This window comes from Arthrobacter sp. 10T425 (genome assembly GCF_056393985.1).
In genome coordinates this window covers 72932-94457 of record NZ_JBFTGZ010000013.1, presented here as the reverse complement: position 1 = coordinate 94457, position 21526 = coordinate 72932, and the positions used below count along the sequence as shown (strand labels likewise).

The window sequence follows — 21526 nt, the reverse complement described above, 5'->3', positions numbered from 1 at the left end:
GACATGTCCAGTGGTGAATCGACGGAACAAGGGACATGTCCAGCGGTAAACCAACAGAACAAGGGACATGCCCAGTGGTGCATCTAAAGAGCACGGGCCATGTCCAGTGGTGCATCGAAAGAGCGCGGGACAATTTCAGCGGTGGCTGGGCGCGGTGCAGGATCAGAGTGCAGGACCACAGTGCCGAACCGCATCGCAAGGGCACACGAAGCCGGACGTGGAGTCTGACTCTAGGCGGCGGCAGATAGCCTGTTCAAGGCTTCGCGGACCATAGCGATGAAATCCTCGGGGTGGTCCCTCAGCAGCGGGTACGTCACAACAAGAGTCGGGATTCCACGTCGCGTGGTGACGTTCCAACGCCGCCGGTCTTCCTCGAAGCTTGCCCTGTCCATGTGGAATCCCGCCCCGTCAGTCTCGATGCCGAGACGGCCGTCGACCATCAGGTCCAGGTGTCCCATCCCTGGAACGTTGACCTGCGATTCAACATGGAAGCCGGCCCGCCGCAGCAGGAACCGGGCCAGGCACTCAATGAGCGACTGCGACTGCGGGACAATCTCCGACACGATCCGGCGCTCCCGGGTGTCGTTCCGGCCATCGAGGCGCCGACGCAATGAACCCAGCGGGAGTCCCTTCAGCACGACGGCGGATTCGGCGATGATCAGCCCGTGAGGTTCGGGTAGGCAGCGCAAGCATTGGATGACCGTGTCCAGGAGTGTCGGCGGGGCGGGCGCCCGGTGGCACACGAAGCCCTGGTAGCTCCTGCTGTGGGTGAGGGCAACGTGCGGCTGGGCCGGGGCTTCAAGGACCCACAGCCCGCTGAAGTGCGCCGCGGTGATGCACGCCGGTTCCGCCGGAAGCGAGCGTATGGCGATCAGCTGCGCGTCTGCACCGGGCAACGCATAGACGCCGCGGGCCACCCGTGACACGGCTCCCGAGGCCATCGCGGACTTGAGCTGAAAATCGGAGACCCCCGCGGCGGCAATGTATTTGGCGCGGGCGACGCCGTCGTAATTCGAGAGCACCTCAATGATGTTGGCCATTCACCCATGGTGGAGCCGCACTCTGCGCCCTGGAAGTCGGATCCCGCACTATGTGGAAAACTGCACCGGCCGGATGGGGGCGGTGCCGGACAGGTCCGACCATGAGGGGGGCATGTCCCGCGCACCAACCCGGGGGCCGGACATAATGCCATTGTGCCCACTCGAGCGACCGAAAAATGGGCATGTCCCGAGGGGAGCCGGGCAGGGCGGTCCGGTCCTGGCCCGTCGTCACCGGTCCTGGCCGGTCGGCCTCCTGTAGCGCCGGCACCAGGCCAGCATGGCCACGGTGATGCCTGCGATGCCGAAGACCCAGATATTGCCCGCGGCGTCGCCGATGACCGGGCGCTTGCCCGTTTCCAGGGTGGACCACCAGCCAATCAGCGCGTAGCAGAGGACTCCGCAAGCCGCCGTCGGGACGACAGAACGGAATGCCGCCCCCAGCCACAGCTGGACCGAGCCCAGCAGCACGAGCGCAGCGACGGCGCCCCACGGGACGTCCACTCCGCCCAGGACCAGATCGTGGCGATGCAGGGCGGTGCCGGCCAGGGCAACAAAAAGAGCTGCCGGCACGGCGGCGGCAATGCCGCCTGCCGTACCGGCAGCTCTCTTAATCACGTTGTGGCTGAAGCCCGGAGACCGGGATCAGACCTTGGCGCGGGCGCGGTTGGCCTTGGCACGCTCGTTGGTGTCCAGGATGACCTTGCGGATACGGATTGAATCCGGGGTAACCTCAACGCACTCGTCTTCGCGGGCGAATTCGAGGGACTCTTCAAGGGTCAGGTCGCGCGGGGGCGTCAGGTTCTCGAAGGTGTCCGAGGAAGCTGCACGCATGTTGGTGAGCTTCTTTTCCTTCGTGATGTTCACGTCCATGTCGTCGGCGCGGGAGTTCTCGCCCACGATCATGCCCTCGTACACCTCGGAGGTGGGCTTGACGAAGAAGGATCCGCGTTCCTGCAGGTTGATCATGGCGAACGGGGTCACAACACCGGCGCGGTCGGCGATCATCGAACCGTTGGTGCGGTACTCGATGGGGCCGGCCCACGGCTCGTAGCCTTCGGAGATGGAGGCGGCGATGCCGGCGCCGCGGGTGTCCGTGAGGAACTTCGTGCGGAACCCGATCAGGCCGCGGGCCGGAACGATGAACTCCATGCGGCACCAGCCGGTGCCGTGGTTGGCCATGTTGGTCATGCGGCCCTTGCGGGCTGCCATCAGCTGGGTGACGGCGCCGAGGTACTCTTCGGGCACGTCGATGGTCATGTGTTCCATCGGCTCGTGGACCTTGCCGTCGACGGTCTTGGTAACCACCTGCGGCTTGCCGACGGTCAGCTCAAAGCCTTCGCGGCGCATCTGCTCGACCAGGATGGCCAGTGCAAGCTCGCCACGGCCCTGGACTTCCCAGGCGTCGGGACGCTCGGTGGGGAGAACCTTGATGGAGACGTTACCGATCAGTTCCTTGTCGAGGCGGTCCTTGACCTGGCGGGCCGTGACCTTGGCGCCCTTGACCTTGCCGGCCAGCGGGGAGGTGTTGATACCGATGGTCATGGAGATGGCCGGGTCGTCAACAGTGATCAGCGGCAGCGGCTGCGGGTTCTCGGCGTCGGTCAGGGTCTCACCGATGGTGATCTCCTCGATGCCGGCGACGGCGACGATCTCGCCCGGGCCAGCGGACTCAGCCGGGACGCGGTCCAGTGCCTTGGTCGCGAGAAGTTCGGTGATCTTGACGTTCTTGAGCTCGCCATTGGCGCGTGCCCAGGCCACGGTCTGGCCCTTGCGCAGGGTGCCGTTGTAGATGCGCAGCAGCGCCAGGCGGCCCAGGAACGGTGAGGCGTCCAGGTTGGTGACGTGTGCCTGCAGGACACCGTTCGGGTTGTAGGTCGGGGCCGGGATGTGCTCGATGATGGCCCGGAAGAGCGGCTCGAGGTCTTCGTTTTCCGGGGCGCTGCCGTCGGCGGGCTGCTCGAGGGAGGCGCGGCCGACCTTGGCGGCGGCGTAAACAACCGGCACGTTCAGGATCTTGTCCAGGTCGAGGTCCGGAACTTCGTCGGCGAGGTCGGAGGCCAGGCCCAGGAGCAGGTCCATGGATTCGTGGACAACTTCTTCGATCCGCGCGTCGGGGCGGTCGGTCTTGTTGACCAGGAGGATCACCGGCAGGTGCGCGGCGAGGGCCTTACGCAGCACGAAGCGGGTCTGGGGCAGCGGGCCCTCAGAGGCATCGACGAGGAGGACGACGCCGTCGACCATGGACAGGCCGCGCTCCACCTCGCCACCGAAGTCGGCGTGGCCGGGGGTGTCGATGACGTTGATGGTGATGGTTTCGCCGTTGGAGGACGGTCCGTTGTAGGCCACCGTGGTGTTCTTCGCCAGGATGGTGATGCCCTTTTCGCGCTCCAGGTCACCGGAGTCCATGACGCGGTCTTCGAGGTGGTTGTGCTCGGCAAAGGAGTTGGTCTGCTTGAGCATGGCGTCGACCAGCGTGGTCTTGCCGTGGTCAACGTGGGCCACGATCGCGACGTTGCGCAGGTCACTGCGCGATGCAGTGGCTACCGCGGTGTTGGTGGTGGTTTCAGACATGCGTTATTGCTCGATTCAGTGGTGAAGTCAGCTGTGGTATCGCGACATTTCCAACCGGAACGCACGACAGATAAGTCCCTTTGGCACAGGGCACCTACTACCATTCTAAACGCTAGGTCATTTATTGGCCTAAAATGCGGATCGGTGACCAGCGTCCGCGCTGTCGCCAGAGCAGGACGGGCGCACGGAAATGGTCTATCACGTGTGAGTAAAGTCACTGGATTTTCCAGCGCCCATGCACCATCATTGCTCTGATAGCAGCAAGCAAGCCCGGAGACATTCATGCGAAACGCCTCGGCCCTGTCCCGCTTCGTCGCAATGATGATCGCCACCGGCGTGGTTCTTGGCGGCTGCGGACAGACCTCTTATTCACCTGCGCCCGACGCGGGCTCTTCCGAAGTGGGCTCTTCCGACGCTGGATCATCAGAGTTGGGAGCTGTGGGCACGCCACTGACCGGCAGCGGGGCCGGAGCGGCCGTTGGCGCCGGAGTCCCGGTCGCGGCCGGGTCCGCGGCCAAGACGCGCATCGGGTCCACCATCGACCCCGCCGCACTGCCGAGCGGCTCGACCTACCGCAATCCTGCCAACGGCCGCAACGAGATCATCGTCAAGGACACCAGCAATGTCGCCGTGCTGATTGGCGACTCGCAATCGGAACCTTCCTACGGCTGGCCCAGGCAGGGTCTGGCCGCTGCTGGGTACAAAGTCTTCTTCTGTGGCCGGGGCGGCACCGGTTTCGTGGCGTCCAACGGCAAGACCGGCAACTACATCGACGCGCTTCAGCGCGGCGACTGGAAACTCCCGTACGGCACTCCTCCCCTCGTGGTGATCGAAGGCGGCGGGAACGATGCCGCACGCGGCGCCTCCGACGCGCAGATCGTCTCCAACGCGGAACGGCTGATCGCCAGCATCCAGCAGCGTTACCCCGCTGCCCGGATACTCATGGTCGGCACACTCGGGCGCGGCGCCCACTACGGCGGAGGACGCCGGAGCGAGGTGGACGCGCTTTTGGGGCGGGTGGCGGACCATCACGGGCTGTCGTTCGTCAGCGCAGGCGACTGGCTCACCCGGTACAACCTGACGGGCTCGATGGCGGACCGGGTCCACCTGAACCGGCAGGGCCACGCGGCCCTGGGCGCCGTTTTCGGCCAGCGGCTGCAGTCCCTGGGGTTTGACTACGCCGACCCCGGCATGCTCGCCGGCTTATCCCACTAACGCAGGCTTGTCCCACCGGCGCAGGCACCGCCAGCGCCGGGCCACCGGCGCAGGCACCGCCAGCGCCTGGCCACCGGCGTGGGCACACCGCCAGCGCCGGGCCACCGGCGTGGGCACCGCCGGCGCACGGGCCACCGGCGCAGGCACCGCCAGCGCACGGGCCGCAGCACAACAAAGGAGCCGGTGTCCGCCCCGAAGGGAGGACACCGGCTCCTGTACTGCCAGCTGCTAAGCGCTGCTGGCGGCGGACTTCTTCAAGCCCTCAGGAAACGGCCGCTCAGGCCACGTCCATTTCCGGCGGCAGCATGAGGCCGGCTCCGGGGATGGCGTTGAGCAGCGCCCGGGTGTAGTCCTGCTGCGGCGACTCGAAGACGTCGTCCGTCGAGCCTGTTTCCACCAGCTTGCCCTTCTCCATGACGCACACGCGGTCGGCGATCTGCCGGACCACCGCGAGGTCGTGGGTGATGAACAGGTAGGTCAGGCCGAGCCTGGACTGCAGTTCGGCGAGCAGGTTCAGCACCTGCGCCTGCACCAGCACATCCAGTGCGGAGACGGCCTCGTCGCAGATGATCACTTCGGGGTCCAGGGCCAGGGCGCGGGCGATCGCGACCCGCTGGCGCTGGCCGCCGGAGAGCTCGTTGGGGTACCGCTGCATGGTGGACTGCGGCAGCGCCACCTGGTCCAGCAGTTCCCGGACCTTCTTCTCGCGGCTGGCCTTGTCCCCGATCTTGTGGGTCCGCAGCGGTTCCTCGATGGTCCGGAAGATGTTGTACATCGGGTCCAGGGAACCGTACGGGTCCTGGAAGATCGGCTGTACCCGGCGCCTGAAGGCGAAGAGCTCCTTGCTGTTCAGCGTGGAGGTGTCCACGCCGTCGAAGATGATCTTGCCGGAGGTCGGCGTCAGGAGGTTCAGGACCATCTGCGCCACCGTGGACTTGCCGGAACCCGACTCCCCCACGATCGCCGTCGTGGTTCCCCGCTTGACGTTGAAGGAGATGTCGTCGACGGCGGTGAAGTCCGTGGACTTGCCCAGGCCAGAACGCAGCTTGAAGACCTTCCTGAGGTTCTGGATCTGCAGGACGTCGTCGGACTTGGCCGGCTCAACCACGCCGGTCTCGCTCGGGGCGAGCATGTCGTCGGTTTCCACACCGAGTTCCTTGGCCGCCTGGATGCGCCGGGACGCCAGCGACGGCGCCGAGGCGACCAGCCGCTGGGTGTACGGGTGCTGCGGGTTCTGCAGCAGCTCCAGCGAGGGTCCGGATTCGACTACCTGGCCGCGGTACATGACCACCACCTGATCGGCACGCTCGGCGGCGAGGCCGAGGTCGTGCGTGATCAGCAGCACCGCGGTGCCCAGTTCCGTGGTCATCTTGTCCAGGTGATCGAGGATCTGGCGCTGCACGGTCACGTCGAGCGCCGAGGTCGGCTCGTCCGCGATGAGCAGGCGCGGCTGGCAGGCGAGCCCGATCGCGATCAGCGCGCGCTGGCGCATGCCGCCGGAGAACTCGTGGGGGTACTGCTTGGCGCGGCTTCCGGCGTCGGGCAGCCCGGCCTGGGAAAGGACCTTGGCGACGTCGTCGGGGCCGCTCGGGAGTCCGTTGGCCTTCAGCGTCTCGCGGACCTGGTCGCCGATCTTCCACACCGGGTTCAGGTTGGACATCGGGTCCTGCGGGACCATGCCGATGCTGTTGCCGCGCAGTTCGATCATCCGCTTTTCGCTGGCGTTGGAGATGTCCTCGCCATCGAACAGGATCTGGCCTGCCGCGACCCGCCCGTTGCCCGGGAGCAGGCCGATAGCAGCCAGCGCGGTGGTGGACTTGCCGGAGCCCGACTCGCCCACAATCGCGACGGTTTCGCCCGGCATGACGGTGAGGTGGGCGTTGCGGACGGCGTTGACCTCGCCGTTGCTGGTGGTGAACCCGATGGCCAGGTCCTTGATTTCAAGCAGCGGGCGCTCAGTGGCGTACTCAGCTTCCTGGAAGTCAACAGAGGCGCTCATGGTGTCCCCTTTCATCGCTTGCGGGCTTTGGGATCGAGGGCATCACGCAGGGCATCGCCCAGCATGATGAAGCTCAGGACGGTGATGGACAGCGCGATGGCCGGGTAGATCAGTGGCATCGGGTTGGACCGGAGGGAAGCCTTCGCCGCGTCGATGTCATTGCCCCAGGACATGACGCTGGCCGGCAGCCCGATGCCGAGGAAGGACAGCGTGGACTCGGCCACGATGAACGTTCCCAGGGAGATGGTGGCCACGACGATGATCGGAGCCAGCGAGTTCGGCAGGACGTGGCGCATGAGGGCGCCGAACTTCGAGACGCCCAGCGACCGGGCGGCCGTGACGAAGTCGGCGTTCCGGACCTCAACGACGGCGCCGCGGGTGATGCGGGCAATCTGCGGCCAGCCGAAGATGATCAGGATGAGCACCAGCGTCCACACGGTCTTGTTAGCCCGGAACATCGGCAGCTGCATCAGCACGATCGCGCCCAGGATCAGGGGAAGGGCGAAGAAGATGTCATTGATGCGGGCCAGGACCGAGTCGATCCAGCCGCCGTAATAGCCGGCGACGGCACCCATGATGCCACCGATCAGCAGCACGCCGATGGTGGTCAACAGGCCCACGGTCACCGAGGACCGCGTACCGAAGATAACGCGGGCGTAGACGTCGCAGCCCAACTGGGTGAAGCCCAGCGGGTGGCCCGCGGCGGGGCCGGCGTCGGAGTTGGCCAGCTGGCAGGCCTCCGAGGTCGGGTCGATCGGCGAGAAGAGCCCCGGGAAGAGCGACACCGCCACGACCACGAGGATCAGGAACACGGAGATGATGAAGAGCGGCTGCTTGCGCAGGTTCTTCCAGGCCTCACCCCACAGGCTTAGCGGTGCGGCTTCGTCCTTGACCCGGTCCGTTACCTGGAGCGGAGTCTCGGAGACATCGGCCACGAAGTGCACGGTCCGGCGGGCCGGGCGGCGCGAATCGGCGTGCCGTGCGGTGGTGGTGGTGTTATCAGGAGTCATAACGGATCCTCGGGTCAAGCCAGCCGTAAAGCAGGTCAACGAGCAGGTTGGAGAGGCAGTAGATCAGCACCAGGACGGTGACGATCGAGACCACCGTGGGCCCTTCGCCGGACAACACGGCCCGGTAGAGCCGGTTGCCTACGCCCGGAACGTTGAAGATTCCTTCCGTGACGATTGCCCCGCCCATCAAGGCACCGAGGTCGGCGCCCAGGAAGGTAATGACGGGAATCAGGGAGTTGCGCAGGATGTGGACGCGGACCACCTGGAACCGGGAGAGGCCCTTGGCGGTGGCGGTGCGCACATAGTCGGCGTTCATGTTTTCGATGACGGACGTGCGGGTCAGGCGCAGGACGTAGGCGAACGATCCCAGTCCCAGCACGATCGCCGGCAGGATGAGGTCCGGGATGGTCGCCGCAGAGCTGACGGTCGGTTTGGCCCAGCCGAGCTGGACTCCGATGGTGAACTGCAGCAGGAAGCCGAGGACGAAGATCGGGATGCCGATTACGATCAGCGAAAAGATCAGGACCGTGGCGTCAAAGAGCTTGCCCTTGCGCAGGCCGGCGATGAGGCCGAAGATGATGCCGAAAAAGGCCTCGAAGATCAGCGCCATGATGGCCAGCCGCGCCGTGACGGGGAAGACCTCGCCGAGCACGGCGGCGATGGGGCGTCCGGAGAAGTCCTGGCCGAGGTCGAACGTGAAGATGCTCTTGAGGTAAAGCAGGTATTGCATCCAGAACGGCTGGTCCAGGTGGTACTGCATGCGCAGCTTGGCTGCGACCGCCTCGTTCACCGGCTTGTCGCCGAACAGGGCCACGATGGGGTCACCGGGCAGGCTGAAGACCAGGAAATAGACCAGCAGTGTTGCGCCCAGGAAGACGGGAATCAGTTGCAGGAAACGCTTGAGGATGTATGTCGACATCAGCGAGTCACACCCTCGTTGGCAGGCATCCTGTCCAGGGATGCGGCGGAGTTGTTCATCAAAGAACCTTTTCACTATGGATGCAGGCCGGCGCCGGTTTGCTCACGGCGGCAGGGCTGCGAAAAGTTCGCCCGAAAGAGCCGGGCATCAAGAAAATAAATGGAGGGGAAACACGACGACGGCGGAGGCCCCAGTATGGGCGGCCCCCGCCGTCGTTTTGTTGTTACTTACCGGTTACGTTGTAGTACAGCGGGACGCCGTCCCAGCCGTAGTCGACGTTGGCGACCTTGTCGCTCCAGCCGCCCTGGGCAACCTGGTACCACAGGGGGATGGCCGGCAGGTCCGTCAGGAGGATCTCCTGGGCCTTGTTCATGGCCTTGTTGCCGTCGCTGACCGACGCGGCGTTCAGGCCGTCAGAGATGGCCTTGTCGAACGTCGGGTTGGCGTAGTTGGCGTCGTTGGAGCCGGCACCGGTCTTGTAGATCGGGCCGAGGAAGTTGTACAGCGACGGGTAGTCTGCCTGCCAGCCGGCACGGATGGAGCCGGTGAGGGTCTTGGCGGTGGCGTCGTTGCGGGCTTCCTTGAAGGTGGCGTACGGCTTGCCTTCAACCTTGATGCCGAGCGTGTTCTTGAGCTGGTTGACTACTGCCTCAACCCAGGCCTTGTGTCCGCCCTTGTCAGCGTTGTAGGCAATGGTGAACGTCTTGTTCGCGTCCCACTTCTGGATGGCGTCAGCCTTGGCCCAGGCTTCCTTGGCCTTGTCGGCGTTGAAAGTCAGGTTCTCGGCTCCGGCGATCGAGTCGCTGTAGCCGTCAAGCACAGGTGCCGTGAAGTCCTTGGCGGGCTGGCGTGCGCCGTTGAAGATCACCTTGGTGATCTCTTCGCGGTTGATCGCCATGGAGATCGCCTGGCGGCGCAGCTTGCCGGCCTCGCCGCTCCATTCCGGCAGGTATTCCGGGATGGCGATGGTCTGGTTGCCGGCGTACGGCTTGTTGATGGTGCGGTCGCCGAGGTCAGACTTGAAGTTCTTCAGCGCGCTGGTCGGGATGGTCTGCAGGATGTCCAGGTTGTTGGACATCAGGTCCTGGTACGCCGAGTCGTCGTTCTGGTAGATCTTGAACGTCACGCCGGCGTTCTTGGCCTTGCGCGGGCCGTTGTAGTCCGGGTTCGGAACGAGCTGGATCTGCACGTTGTGCTGCCAGCCGCCGTCCGCGAGCTTGTACGGGCCGTTGCCGACCGGCTTCTCGCCGAAGCCCTTCGGGTCCTTCAGGGCACCGGAGGGAACCGGAACAAACGCGGTGTAGCCAAGGCGAAGCGGCCAGTCAGATTCCGGCTGCTTCAGTTCGACGGTGAACGTCTGGTCGTCAACGACCTTCAGGCCGGACATGGTCTCAACCGTGGAGCCCTCTGCGCTGGCTTCGTCGTAGCCCTTGATGCTTTCGAAGAAGCCACCGCTGAGCTGGGCGTTCTTGGCTGCGGCGCCGAAGTTCCAGGAATCGACGAAGGACTTGGCCGTGATGGCCTCGCCGTTCGTGAACTTCTGGTCCTTCTTGACCTTGATGGTGAAGTGCTGGCCATCCTTGCCCTCGATGGACTCGGCGAGTTCGTTGACCGGCTTGCCGCTGGGGTCGTAGCTGACCAGACCCGCGAAGATCATGTCGATGACCTTGCCACCGCCGACTTCGTTGGTGTCGGCGGGCATGAGGGGACGCTGGGGTTCGGAGCCGTCGGCGAGGATCACTTTGCTGGTGTCGCCGCCGGTACTGCCGCTACCGGTTGCGGAGCCGCTGGCACCGCATCCGGTCAGGGCGAGGGCGGCGATAGCCACCATGCCCAGTGCTTTGGAAGTGCGCGAAAAACGCATTCCGCCTCCTATGAGTTGTGGGAGTTCGTGAGGGAAAAACTTATGCTTCCCCGTAAGCAGGCACAGGGGTATCCCCTGTGACGTGGCCTACATATGGAAGTAGCCTAGCCCTAAACCGTCCAAATGTTGGAACTCTGTTGCCAAACCGTGATCCGACAATCTCATGACGAGTAACGTCAAGCGGAGTGTATTTCAAGTCACACGCTACCGGCTGGTAGTATTCGCCCGCGGTGTGACCTGGGTTACTCGCCCTTAACTGGAATCTGCCGGTGTTAGCCCCTGTTCCAACCCCCTCCAGGAAGCCTCAGCTGGCCCCTGACAGCAGCTGCGCGCGCAGTTCGCGGCGCTCGCGCTGCTTGTCCGGATCCGGCAGCGGAACCGCCGCCAAAAGCCGCTGGGTGTAGGGCTCCTGGGGATTGCGGAGGATCTGGTCGCGGGTCCCCTGCTCCACGATCCTGCCGCGCTGCATGACACAGATCCGGTCCGCGAGCACGTCCACCACCGCGAGGTCATGGGTGACGAAGAGGCAGGCGAACCCCAGTTCCTTCTGCAGGTTCTGGAACAGATCGAGCACCTTGGCCTGGACTGAGACGTCGAGGGCGGAGGTGGGCTCGTCGGCGACCATCAGCTTGGGCTTGAGCGAGAGGGCCCGCGCGATCCCCACGCGCTGCTTCTGGCCGCCGGAGAGCTCGTGCGGGTAGCGGTTGCGGTAGTCGCGCGGCAGCTCGACCTGGTCCAGCAGCGCCTCAATCCGCCGCTGCAGGTCGGCGCCCTTCGCGGCCCGTGCCAGGAACATCGGCTCCCCGATGCTTTCCCCGATGGGCAGCCGGGGGTTCAGGGACGACGACGGATCCTGGAACACCATGCCGACATGCCGGCGCATCTCGTGGAGCTGCCGGCCGTTCCGCTTGGCGGCGGAAATGTCCTGCCCGACTACCCGCATGGTGCCTGCCGCCACCGGCAGCAGGCCGACGGCGGCCCGGCCGATGGTGGTCTTTCCGGAGCCGGACTCGCCGACGAGACCGACCACCTGTCCGGGATAGATGACCAGGTTGGCCCCTTCCACGGCACGGAAGGCCGGCACCCGGCCCTGCTTCGGGTACTCGATGGCGACATCGGTGAGCTCCAGGACCGGCTCGCCCTTCGGCTTGGCCGCTTCGGCCGCGGCCAGGGCGGCGGCGTTTTCGCGTTCGCGCCGGATCAGCTCGTCTTCAGGAATGGAGAGGATCTCGACGTGGGTCGCGGCCGCGAGGGCGGCGGTGACGTCCACGTCCGCCGTGGAATCCGCGCCGCCCTGGCCCAGGTGTGGGACCGCAGCCAGCAGCGCCTTGGTGTACTCGTGCTGCGGATTGTGGAAGATCTGCGCTGCCGTGCCCGTCTCCACGATCAGGCCCTTGCGCATGACGGCGATCCGGTCGGCGAGGTCGGCTACCACTCCCATGTCGTGGGTGATGAGCACAATGGCGCTGTCCAGTTTGTTCCGCAGGTTGCGCATGAGGTCAAGGATTTCGGCCTGGACGGTCACGTCGAGGGCCGTGGTCGGCTCATCGGCAATGAGCAGCTTCGGGTCGCAGGAGAGCGACTGCGCGATCATGGCGCGCTGGCGCTGGCCGCCGGAAAGCTGGTGCGGGTAAGACCGGAAGGCCTTCTCCGGATCGGGCAGTTCGACAAGTTCCAGCATGCGCAGGGCCCGGAGCCGGGCTTCTTCCGGGGAAACTTCATTGTGCAGACGCACAGTTTCGACGATCTGCGACCCCACGGTGTACACCGGGTTCAGGGCCGTCATCGGCTCCTGGAAGATCACCGCGACGTCCTTGCCGCGCACCGCGCGGATATTGGCCTCATTGCTCCCCAGCAGCTCACGGCCGGCAAGCTTGACACTTCCTGTCACACGGCTGTTACTCGGCAGCAGGCCCAGCAGCGCCATCGAACTGGCACTCTTTCCGGAGCCGGACTCCCCCACGATGGCGAGCACTTCGCCGGCCCGGACCTCGTAGTTCAGGCCGATCGCTGCCGGGACCCATTTCTTGTCCACGCCGAAATCCACGCTGAGATCCCGGACCTCCAGGACAGGTTCGCCTTTGCCAGGCACAGGTGACGCCGGCGGATCGAGGGTGATGAAGTCAGTCATGATGGGCTATCCTTCCGCCCGGGCCGCCGGTGCACCGGGGATTAGTGCTGCGGCTCGGAATACTGAATTATTGGGGGCATGAGCTCTACGCCGCACGCCGGAAATGTTGAAGTCTTCAAAGCACGAACCAACAAATGGTTCGCGTTGCTGTCCTGGGCGGTGGCCGCGTTCGGTGTCGTGGTCACGGTCGTCATGGCGGGTCCGGGGGCGCTGGGCGGCATCGCCCCGCTGGCCTTCATTGCCTTCATGGGCTGGCAACTGTTCTGGATGCCGTCCGTTGTAGTCCACGATGCCGGCGTCACCCTGGAGAATCCGTTCCGCTCGATTGAGGTGCCGTGGGCAGCGCTGGTGCACGTCGATACCCGTTTTGCGCTGACGCTGGTCACCGCCCGGAAGAGCTACACCTCCTGGGCCGCGCCGGCCCCCGGTATCTGGGGCGGCCGCCATGCCCGCCCGGAGGACCTCCACGGCCTGCCGGCAACCACCTACGGTCCCGGCAAGTCGGTCCGTCCGGGAGATCTGAAGACCACGGACTCCGGCCAGGCTGCCATGCTGGTGCGGGCCCGGTGGCATGACCTCGTGGAAGGCGGGCAGCTTGCCGCCGGCGACGCCGCCAGCACCGCGGCAACGGTGACCGTCCGCTGGGTGGCGATTGGCGCCGTCGTACTGCTGCTGGCGGCAAGCTACCTGGCGATTACCGCCGGTTAGAGCGGTCCTGCAGGGGGCCGGCATCTACTGGCCCCGTGTTCCGTCGGCCGGCCCGTCGTTGCGGGGATCCTCAGGCGCCGAGGCGCCAAGTCCGGTGACGGTACCTGCCTGCACCGCGGCACCCCCATGATCGGCCGCCTTCTTGGCATTGAATTTCTTCTGCCGTGGGTCAAAGGCGTCCCTCAGGCCGTCGCCGATGAAGTTGATGCTGAGGCAGATGAGCACGATGAACATGCCCGGGAACCAGAAGAGCCAGGGCCGTGTGGCGAAGGCCTGCTGGTTCTGGGAGATGAGCAGGCCCAGCGACGTGTCCGGGGCCTTGACGCCGACGCCGAGGTAGCTCAGCGCCGTTTCGGTGAGGATCGCGGCGGACATGGTCAGGGTCACGTTCACGATCAGCACGCCGACGGCGTTGGGCAGGATGTGCTTGAAGATGATCCTGGCGTTGCTGGCGCCGGAAATCCGGGCCGCATCCACGAACTCGCGTTCGCGCAGGGACAGGAATTCGCCGCGCATCAGTCGGGCCAGGGCGACCCAGCTGATCAGGCCCAGGAAGATTCCGAGGGCCAGGACGCCGTTGGTGCTGGCGAAGGAGGCGAACCAGCTCCCCTGGTCCCGGCGGCCGGCGAGGGCGGCCATGACGGCGGCCAGCAACAGGGCCGGAATGATGATGATGACGTCGGTCAGGCGCATCAGGATGGCCTCGGACCAGCCGCGGAAGTACCCGGAGATGGCACCGACCACGACGCCGATCAGACCGGCGATGAGGCCGATCACGATCATGATGGTGATGGACTGCTGCGCGCCGCGCATGGTCATGGCGAAAAGGTCGCGGCCGATCCGGTCCTGGCCGAACGGATGTTCGCCCCAGGCCAGCGGCCACAGCGAGGAGGTCGGTGCGCCGCCGTTGACCAGTGGCGAGACTTGCGTGTGGGAGTACTTCCACCAGCCGGGGATTCCCAGGTAACCCACCGAGGTGAAGGCCAGGATGAAAATGAAGGCGAACACCACGAGGCCGATAATGGCGCCGGAGTGTCCGAGGAAACGCTTCCGGACGATCTGGCCCTGGCTGAGACCCTTGGCCTCAAGGACCGGCTCAACGCCGGCCGCGGCTGATATCCGCGAGGCTTCGTCTTCGGCCATGATTACTTCCTGCTGACTTGGCTGGCTCATGCTTTTACCCTTACGCGCGGATCCAGTGCGGAGTAGGCGAGGTCCGCGATGAGGTTGAAGACCATGGCCGTGATGGCCACGCAGATGAAGACGCCCATGACCGGGTTGGGATCGGTGTGCGCGATCCCGTCCAGGAACAGGAAGCCCATGCCGCGGACCGAGAAGACGGTTTCGGTGATGACGGCACCGCCGATCAGCGCCCCAATGTCGAAGGCCACGATCGTGGCGATCGGGATCAGGGCGTTGCGGAAGGCGTGGCGCATGATGACGGTCCGCTCGCTCAGGCCTTTGGCCCGGGCCGTGCGGATGTAGTCCATGTTCATGATTTCGAGCATCGAGGCCCGGGTGAAGCGGGTGTAGCTGGCCAGTGAAATGAGAATCAGGGCCAGGGTGGGCAGGATCAGGTGCGTGAAGGAGTCAAGGCTCAGGACCCAGAAGTCGCCCTGGATGTTCGGCGTGCTGGCACCGATGGTGGCGATCGGCCGGCCGCGCACACGGCTGTTGTTGAAGTAGCTGGGCCACGCCTGCATGTACCGGTCCAGCAGGATCAGGAAGCCGACCAGGAACGAGGTGATGGCTGCCGCCCGCATGGACTGCCCGCGGTCGTAGCCGCCCACCAGGTAGCCGATGCCCATGCCGATCAGGACGAAGGCGACCGCCAGGAGCACGATCATCAGGAACGTGGCCTCGTTGAGCAGCGGCTGAAGGAGGAAGTAGAGCACGACTCCGACGCCGACGGCGATGAGGGCCGACTGCAGGGCCTTGCGGTTTTTCAGCCCGGCGGAGAGCAGGGTCACGGCGAACGCGATGCCGACACCGGCGATAGCGATGACCACGGGGCCCATGCCCGGGGTCTTGAACCATTCGGTGGCGGAGAAGTAAATGAGCACCGCGGTGACGAAGGCGAAGGCGACGGCGCCGGCCAGCAGCCGGCGCCGCATGGTCCCGCCCGCCGCGACGGCTGTCACTGCGCCGACGACGACGCCGATCCCGAGGGCCGCGGGCAGCGGCACGTCGGGGTTCCGCAGGAAGTCGTTGAAGCCGATGGCGCCGAATTCCTTGAGCAGGACGGCGACCCAGAAGATCGGCAGTGAGAAGAACAGGAAGGCCATGAACGTCACGCCGTAATCCAGGGTGCTGTACTGCCGCAGGGCGGTGACGATGCCCAGGGTGATGCCGATCAGGATGGCGAGCACCGTTGCCGCGGTGACGAGGGTCAGGGTCTGGACGAGCGCGAAGCCGAGGGCCTCGGTGATGGGCTGACCGGCGATGTTTTTCCCGAGGTCACAGGAGTTGGCGAACGGAACGAGGCACTGGACAGCGCCGCCGAACCATTTGAAGTACCGCAGCGGGGCCGGGGTGTCCAGCTGCAAGAGCTCGGTCCTCGCGTCCATGAGCTGCTGCTTCTGGGGCGTGGGGTTGGCGCGGAATTCCTCGAGGGGATCGCCGGACGCCGCTGTCAGGAGATATACGAGGTAAGACGCACCGAGAAGGATGAGGGCGGCAGTCACGAGCCGCCGGAAGATGTAGGTCACCATTGGAATAGAACCTCGGAATTCGGGCCCAGGGATTGCCCGGACCGGTCGCGGAGTTTGGCCGGTTCCCGCCGATGTGGCGGCGGGACCACGGCATCGTCAGGGATGTCGCCAGAAAGGCGCCGGGACCGAAGAAGCTGTGGTCCCGACGCCTTTCCAGCAGTGTTACTTGGGGTCGCGGGCTACTTCTGCGCCCATTCCCAGAAGTTCCACCAAACGCCGGTCTGGTTCGGCATGTACTTCACACCGGTGATGCGGTCGCTGTACGCGTCCACGCCAACCGACTGGAACAGCGGCAGGCCGTAGGCCGAATCCCAGATCATCTTGTCGATCTGCGCAACGAGGCCGTCCTGCTTGCTCTTGTCGGTGGTGACAATCAGTTCGTCCATCAGCTTGTCGGCTGCGGGGTCGCTGAACTGGTTGAAGTTGGAGTCGTTGCCGGACTTGAAGATCTGCGGAACGCCGGACACGCCGACACCCGAGTTGCTCCAGCCAAAGATGGTGGCATCGTAGCTGCCGTCACCGAGGGCCTTGCCCCAGTCAGACTTGCCGAGGCCGCCGTCGACGATCTTGAAGCCGGCCTTGGTGGCGGACTCGCTGATCAGGGAGAAAGCGTCAACACGGTTGGGGTTGTCCTTGTTGTACATGATGCGAACTTCGGGGGTGGCGCCGTTGAGGAGCTTCTTGGCACCCTCGATGTCCACACCCTGGTAGGCGGAGGAACCATTGTTCTTGGCCGAGTCGGCGTACGGGGCCTGGTCCGGAACGAACAGCTGGGAGTCAAGCGGTGCAGCCTTCGGATCCAGCTTCTTGACGATCTTGTCGACGATGTCCGTACGCGGGACGGCCTTCATGAACGCCTCGCGGACGTTCTTGTCGGCAAACGGGCCCGAGTAGTTCAGGTCGATGTGGTCGTACGCGAGCTGGTTGCCGACGTCGACCGTCACGCCCTGGCTTTCGAGCGCCTTGAGCTGCTCCACGGTGTCCGCGGATGCCTGCGGGGCGATGATGTCGGCCTCGCCGTTCTTGAGAGCCTGGACCTGGGCGGGTGCCTCACCGATGTAGCGGACGGTGATTTCGTCCAGATTGGCTTCCGGTCCCCACTTGTAGTCCTTGTTCTTGACCATGGTCAGGGACTGGTCCTGGTTGACGCTCTTGACGATGAACGGACCGTTGGAGAGGTAAAGGCTCGGATCGGCCGGCAGGGTCTTGGTGTCAAAGCCGGTGTTCCACAGGTCCGCCATAGCCTTGAGCTGGGCGTTCGCCGGCTTGGGGGCCTTGGAATCGCCGCGGGGCATGCCCTTCAGCAGGTCAATGAACGCCTTGGTGTCCGCCAGGCCTGCCTTCTTGGCCAGGACGTGGGCGGGGATGTCGACGCCGGGGCCGCCGATGGCGATTTCCCAGTCCGCGAAGGGCTTGGAGTACTTCAGCGTCATGCTGCGGCCGTCGTCACCGAGTTCCGGGAAGTCGGTGAGGGCGATACCGGTGGGGTCACCGGCGTAGGAGAAGTAGGACGTTCCGGTCTTACCTTCCGCGTCGGCGTCGTTGTAGTAACCGGAGAAGGCGGCCCACTGCAGCACAAGGTCGGCTGCGGTAACAGGAGTGCCGTCGGACCACTTCACGCCGTCGTTGATGGTGTACTTCACCGTCAGCGGATCGTCAGAGACCTTTTCCATCTTGCCGAACTTCTCATTGCGGACAACATTGAGCTTGTTGTCGATGTAGAAGAAGCCCGAGTGCGTGGCGTAGCTGACCTTTGAGTTGATGTCAGTGTTTCCATCGGCCGTGTTCGGGTTGAACGTATTAAACGCGTTGACCTCTACTACAGTTGCCGATCCGCCTTGCTTGCTTGCTGCCGCCGCAGTGGTCGGGGTTGTCCCGCCACTGTTGCCCGCGCAGGCGCTGAGGGCGATGGCAGCTGCTGCCGCCACGCCCACTGCTTTGGAAATACGACCCAAGCGCATTCCGCCTCCTTGTTTCTGTGGTGTGGGTGAGACCGGCGCCGAAGGCGCCAGACAGACGTCCACACTCCCCCAGCGGCAGTGTGGCCCGTCTCACATGGCATGAAGCGTAACCCCAAAGACCGTCCGGAGCCACCAAAGTTGACTCACCGTAAAGTTCGTTATGGAGCTGCAACATTGGGCAGGTTCCACAGGGCCAGCTTTCCCACAAAACGTTGACGGCGGCGTAACAAAAGGATAAAAGCGCCGCACACAGAAAAAGCCCCAATCCGAGAATCGGGGCCCTCCAGTTAATCCTTAATTACTTGGCAGAATTACCGCGCTGAGCAACCCAGTAATCTCGTCGTGAAGCCTGGGGTCGGCGGGTCCGAGTCCGTCAAGCACGTCTTGGATACTCACGGTCGACTGACGGACTTCCTTGACGCCGGCCCGCGTGAGGAATAATCGCGAGTAGTCCGCTTGGCCCGATTCGACCGTTCGGGTCCAGCTCGGATCCCGTTCGTTGGCGAACCACGCGGACGGCCCGAACTTGAGCTGGAGCCTCGACCGGCCCAGGTCGTTCGGTTCTTCTTCCACGTCGATGTTGATGGTCCACTGGTATATCCCCGCTAATCTCGCGTCGATTCGGCGCACAAACCCCTCGCCCCGAGTCGCGTTGAGTTGGCGTCTGAGCGGTCCCTCGCTGAAGGCGCTGAGGCGCCCCTTGACTCGCTGGAGGAGGTCGCGGCCCTCGCCAAACCGTTCCCTCGCTTGCACCGCAAGATCATCAGCAAAGCGCTTGGCGGCTACTTCCTGCGGCTGCTCCTGATATCTGCGTACCTCCCCGGTATCACACATGGCAACAACGAAGTTGATCAGCTCTTGGTCACCCACGAGGCCCTTTCCTCTAACGAACTTACGGTGCAACTGTTCGATGAACGCGTAGGCATCGGGATTCTTATGCTGGTAAGCCCTGTCGCCACCGACGTGTTCCAGCAGTCGCTCAGCCAACTTGCCATATGTGAGGACCGCGGCGTTCTCCCACCCCATGGTCTGCAAGGACGCATCCTCATCGCGACACAAGAGAACGACGGAACCCCGTTTGCCGTCCCGCACGCTGAACGCCAGGTAGCCGCTGTAACTGTGTCCGTGACCGTCAGAGGTGAAATAGTTCTCGACGACGACGACCGCAGCTTCGCTCTCAAGGACAAGGTCGGCGATGTCCGCTCCCCACGCGCCCATCGCGACGTTCACCTCCTGACGCACCAAGTAGCTGCCATGCGGAAGCGGTTCGCTCCCCGCCGAAACCCGGTTCAACTCGTCGATAAAGATCCGCAGGAAACGGTCGCCCAGGATGTGCGTCTGTTCGGGGTCCAACAACCACCTAAAGACATTCGAGATCTGCTTTTCGTGGAGTCCGTGGTGCATAACGTCAAAGACGTTGAAACCCAACTCCAGGGACCTGCCAAGCACTGGCAGGAGCCCAGTTACCAAGCCATCTGACACGACACCCTCCCCGAGCATAGAACGTGAAGGCCAGATGGAAGACGGCGACGCCGCGAGACCCCCACATGGCTATGACTGGGCACTATACATTGAATCGGAGTTCCACCCGCGTTTCGTCACGGAGAGCCTCCGTCTCATCACGGCTGACCATCGCGACAGGTCGTTGGCGTGAACTGGGACGGCGGCGGCTCGTGTCCTCACGTTCCTCAGCTGCCATCAGCCGGCTTCGAGGACGAAGAAGATGAAGGACAGGAACGCTGTCTTCTCGCCGGTGAGCATGCGCGGCGGAAGGAGTTCGTGCGGTGTGTTTGGAGATGGCCCTGGTTCGCTCACGGTGGCGACGCGGTATCCCGCCGATGTGAAGGCGTTGATCATCGCGTGAAGTGGTCGGTGCCAGAAGGTCAGAACCGCAGGCTCGCCATCGAACTCGTAATCCTCCGAGTACTGCCGGATGGCGAAGTAGTCCTCGGCTGGTTGGGTGATCACGCTGACGGTGGGGTGGTTGACCGACAGGATCAGGCGACCGCCCGGCTTCAGCACGCGCCGCAGTTCGCCAAGCGGCGCTGACCAGTCCTCCAGGTAGTGCAGAACCAAAGACGAGACAACGTCGTCGAAGGAGCCATCCGCGAAAGGCAGCGGCTTGCTGAGGTCGGCCAAGTATAGATCCGCGGTTCCGCCAAGTCGCTGTCTTGCCAGTTCGAGCATCGCAGGACTGGAATCGAATCCGGTCATGATCGCGCCCTTCGCGCTCAGTGCCGCGGACAGGGGCCCGGAGCCGCACCCTGCATCCAGGACCCGGTGGCCGTCGACGTCGTCGGCGAGGCCAATCATCGCCGGCCGCTCGTAGTAGGCGTTGAGGAGGCTGGAGTCGTTTTCCGCCGAGTAGCTCTCGGCAAAACTGTCATAATGGTCGGCTTTCACGGATCCTCGCTCTCGGGTAAACGCTCATGGTCAGTAGGGTCGGCCCGATCCTAACAACGTGGCCGTAAAGCCCGTAAGCATCGCCCGTTGATAACAGATTCGGTTTCGTGTGTTGGATCAACGCGGTTGGTCTGTTCTGGTGGTCGAAATGATTACCGTGAGCCAGAACGCCTGCGTCGATAGTTTATTGTCGGCAGGTGCAGCAAGACTGAGAACGTGAATATTGTCCTGATACCGCCTCTGCTCTGCTCTCCGCTCGCTTACGCCCCGGTGATCGATACCGTCTGGACGCGCGGGCAAGTCACTTTGGCCGATACCCGGCACGACGACACCATTGCGGCCATGGCCGAACGGATCCTCCGCGAGAACGTCGGCGACATTGCTGTTCTCGGAACAAGCATGGGAGGGTACGTCGCCCTCGAAGTCATCCGCCAGGCGCCCGATCGCGTCACCGCTCTCGCACTCGTAAGCACGTCCGCCCGAGCCGACTCCGCGGAGCAGCTCCAAGCGCGGGCGCGCCAGTCCGCGCTCGTTGAAGGCGGGCATTTCGACGCTCTTGTCGACGCCGCCTTCCCTGGCGTCGTCGCGGCAGACAACGAATCCGACGATGCACTCCTAGCCACTTGGCGCTCCATGACCAGCCCAGTCGGTGCAGAAGCCTTTCTCCGACAGCAGCAGGCAGTCGTGCAGCGCGCCGATCTTCGCTCGATTCTGCCGTCCATCGCCTGCCCGACAGCGATCATCCACGGAGCCCAGGACCGCCTCATCCCTCTGAACGCTGCGGAAGAAATGGCAGAAGCGCTGCCCACGGCCCGGTTCACCGTCGTCGAGGGTGCCGGCCACTTCCTGTTCCATGAGCAGCCCGCCGCCGCACGGGACGCCGTTAGCTCCTGGCTTGAGTCCGCCACATAGCCAACTGTCCGTGAAGCCCTCACCCGCTCGCAAAAGCGATAGCCGCCAAGAACACGTGTTCTTAGCGGCTATCGCTTTTGGC

Annotated in this window: 16 protein-coding genes; 3 read left to right on the top strand and 13 right to left on the bottom strand. The window is 64.4% G+C overall.

The features are described 5' to 3' along the window. Positions 1 to 230: 230 nt before the first annotated feature. The 3 genes from AC1DDH_RS15420 to typA all read right to left on the bottom strand — a co-directional run bounded on the left by AC1DDH_RS15420 (position 231) and on the right by typA (position 3611). Complete coding sequence (locus tag AC1DDH_RS15420) at positions 231 to 1040, bottom strand: type IV toxin-antitoxin system AbiEi family antitoxin domain-containing protein (RefSeq protein ID WP_476858929.1); 810 nt, start codon at positions 1038 to 1040, stop codon at positions 231 to 233. A 228-nt stretch (positions 1041 to 1268) separates the two neighbouring features. Beyond that, positions 1269 to 1655, bottom strand: a complete 387-nt coding sequence (locus tag AC1DDH_RS15415) for a hypothetical protein (protein ID WP_476955762.1) — start codon at positions 1653 to 1655, stop codon at positions 1269 to 1271. 27 nt (positions 1656 to 1682) lie between these two features. Further along, positions 1683 to 3611, bottom strand: coding sequence for a translational GTPase TypA (gene typA, locus AC1DDH_RS15410; RefSeq protein WP_079550304.1), 1929 nt, complete (start codon positions 3609 to 3611; stop codon positions 1683 to 1685). A gap of 282 nt (positions 3612 to 3893) precedes the next feature. On the opposite strand from typA, the gene AC1DDH_RS15405 reads away from it, so the two are divergent. Then, positions 3894 to 4826 (top strand): SGNH/GDSL hydrolase family protein, encoded by a 933-nt coding sequence (locus tag AC1DDH_RS15405; RefSeq protein WP_476873781.1) that lies wholly within the window; start codon positions 3894 to 3896, stop codon positions 4824 to 4826. 277 nt (positions 4827 to 5103) lie between these two features. On the opposite strand, the gene AC1DDH_RS15400 is transcribed toward AC1DDH_RS15405, so the two are convergent. The 5 genes from AC1DDH_RS15400 to AC1DDH_RS15380 form a co-directional block, all read right to left on the bottom strand. After that, a complete protein-coding gene (locus AC1DDH_RS15400) occupies positions 5104 to 6825 on the bottom strand; it encodes an ABC transporter ATP-binding protein (protein ID WP_223913888.1) in 1722 nt (573 codons plus the stop codon). 11 nt (positions 6826 to 6836) lie between these two features. Beyond that, on the bottom strand, positions 6837 to 7835 hold the full coding sequence (locus tag AC1DDH_RS15395; RefSeq protein ID WP_230007110.1) for an ABC transporter permease: 999 nt from the start codon (positions 7833 to 7835) through the stop codon (positions 6837 to 6839). Further along, complete coding sequence (locus tag AC1DDH_RS15390; RefSeq protein WP_230007109.1) at positions 7825 to 8754, bottom strand: ABC transporter permease; 930 nt, start codon at positions 8752 to 8754, stop codon at positions 7825 to 7827. Before AC1DDH_RS15390 ends, AC1DDH_RS15395 begins: the two co-directional genes overlap by 11 nt. Positions 8755 to 8977: 223 nt before the next feature. Further along, positions 8978 to 10618, bottom strand: coding sequence for a peptide ABC transporter substrate-binding protein (locus AC1DDH_RS15385; RefSeq protein WP_476955761.1), 1641 nt, complete (start codon positions 10616 to 10618; stop codon positions 8978 to 8980). Between the two features lie 304 nt (positions 10619 to 10922). Next, positions 10923 to 12749: an ABC transporter ATP-binding protein gene (locus tag AC1DDH_RS15380; protein WP_230007107.1), complete on the bottom strand. Its 1827-nt coding sequence runs from the start codon at positions 12747 to 12749 to the stop codon at positions 10923 to 10925. Between the two features lie 78 nt (positions 12750 to 12827). On the opposite strand from AC1DDH_RS15380, the gene AC1DDH_RS15375 reads away from it, so the two are divergent. Next, entirely contained in the window at positions 12828 to 13457 is a 630-nt protein-coding gene (locus tag AC1DDH_RS15375) for a PH domain-containing protein (protein WP_476850339.1), read from the top strand. Between the two features lie 24 nt (positions 13458 to 13481). Here the strand turns inward: AC1DDH_RS15375 and AC1DDH_RS15370 are convergent, their stop codons facing one another. The 5 genes from AC1DDH_RS15370 to AC1DDH_RS15350 all read right to left on the bottom strand — a co-directional run bounded on the left by AC1DDH_RS15370 (position 13482) and on the right by AC1DDH_RS15350 (position 20532). Beyond that, a complete protein-coding gene (locus AC1DDH_RS15370; RefSeq protein ID WP_476850371.1) occupies positions 13482 to 14600 on the bottom strand; it encodes an ABC transporter permease in 1119 nt (372 codons plus the stop codon). Positions 14601 to 14626: 26 nt separating this feature from the next. After that, entirely contained in the window at positions 14627 to 16168 is a 1542-nt protein-coding gene (locus tag AC1DDH_RS15365) for an ABC transporter permease (RefSeq protein WP_476850338.1), read from the bottom strand. A gap of 179 nt (positions 16169 to 16347) precedes the next feature. After that, positions 16348 to 18129 (bottom strand): ABC transporter family substrate-binding protein, encoded by a 1782-nt coding sequence (locus AC1DDH_RS15360; protein WP_223913883.1) that lies wholly within the window; start codon positions 18127 to 18129, stop codon positions 16348 to 16350. Positions 18130 to 18423: 294 nt separating this feature from the next. Next, complete coding sequence (locus AC1DDH_RS15355) at positions 18424 to 19611, bottom strand: PD-(D/E)XK nuclease family protein (protein WP_476955760.1); 1188 nt, start codon at positions 19609 to 19611, stop codon at positions 18424 to 18426. 216 nt (positions 19612 to 19827) lie between these two features. Then, entirely contained in the window at positions 19828 to 20532 is a 705-nt protein-coding gene (locus tag AC1DDH_RS15350) for a class I SAM-dependent methyltransferase (protein ID WP_476955759.1), read from the bottom strand. A gap of 216 nt (positions 20533 to 20748) precedes the next feature. On the opposite strand from AC1DDH_RS15350, the gene AC1DDH_RS15345 reads away from it, so the two are divergent. Beyond that, positions 20749 to 21444, top strand: coding sequence for an alpha/beta fold hydrolase (locus AC1DDH_RS15345; protein ID WP_476850335.1), 696 nt, complete (start codon positions 20749 to 20751; stop codon positions 21442 to 21444). Positions 21445 to 21526: the final 82 nt, after the last annotated feature.